Source organism: Roseateles sp. P5_B10 (genome assembly GCF_056400485.1).
Map to the genome: position 1 here is coordinate 1 of NZ_JBFULE010001294.1, position 983 is coordinate 983.

A 983-nucleotide genomic window follows, 5' to 3' on the forward strand; every position below is an offset into this window, starting at 1 on the left:
GGCTTGACCCAGGTGCGCTGGAGCCCCGCCAAGAGCGACCTGGACCTGCAGTCGTCCGAGGACGCCGTGGCTGCGGATGCCGGCGACGTCAGTGCTGCGAGCGACAGTTCCGCCCCCTCGCAACCCAGCCCTGAAGATCTGGCTCGCGAAGCCCACCGCCGCGCTCTGGCCGCCCAACGCGAGGCCCTGCGTCTGTGCGAGGAGCAGTACGGCGAGGCGGCCAAAGGCTTTCGCGGTGTCATGGACCTGGTCCAGCCCGATCCCCATGCCGCCCGTACCCAGGCCGAGAGCCTGACCGCCGCACTGCTCGACAAGATGCTGGTCGAGGGTGATCTCAATATGCGGCTGCTCAATGAAGCTGCCGGCGACCGCAGCACGGCCCACGCGCTGAACGTCTGCATCATTGCCCTGCTGCTCGGCCGCGCTTTCGGCCTCGGTCGCGACGAGATGATGGACCTGGGCGTCGGCTCGCTGCTGCACGACGTCGGCAAGCTCGAGGTCGCTGCGCGCCTGCGCCACCGCGACGAAAGCTTCACGGCGGCCGAGACCCAGGCCTACCAGCAGCACGTCGTCAAGGGCGTGGCCATCGCCCAGACCATGGGCCTGGCACCCGGCCCGCTGCTCATCGTTGCCCAGCATCATGAGCATGCCGACGGCAGCGGCTTCCCGCAAAAGATCAACATGGACCGCATGAGCACCGGCGCGCGCATCGTTGCGCTGGTCAACCGCTTTGATGGCTTGTGCAATCCGCTGATCACGTCCAAGGCGATGACGCCCCACGAGGCGCTGTCGCTGATGTTTGCGCAGGGCCGCAATCGCTTCGACGCGACCATGCTGAACGCCTTCATCCGCATGATGGGTGTCTACCCGCCGGGTTCCACCGTGCAGCTCACCGATGACCGCTATGCGCTGGTCGTTTCGGTCAATTCGGCGCGTCCGCTGAAGCCTCGCGTCATGGTCCATGACGTCAAGGTGGTCAAGGA

The 983-nt window shown here is 66.6% G+C and carries 1 protein-coding gene; it reads left to right on the forward strand.

The window, feature by feature from the left end; all coding sequences use genetic code 11:
• Window positions 1–983 (forward strand): HD-GYP domain-containing protein (locus AC1DU6_RS32840; RefSeq protein ID WP_477862467.1); only part of this gene is annotated, 983 nt, incomplete at both ends.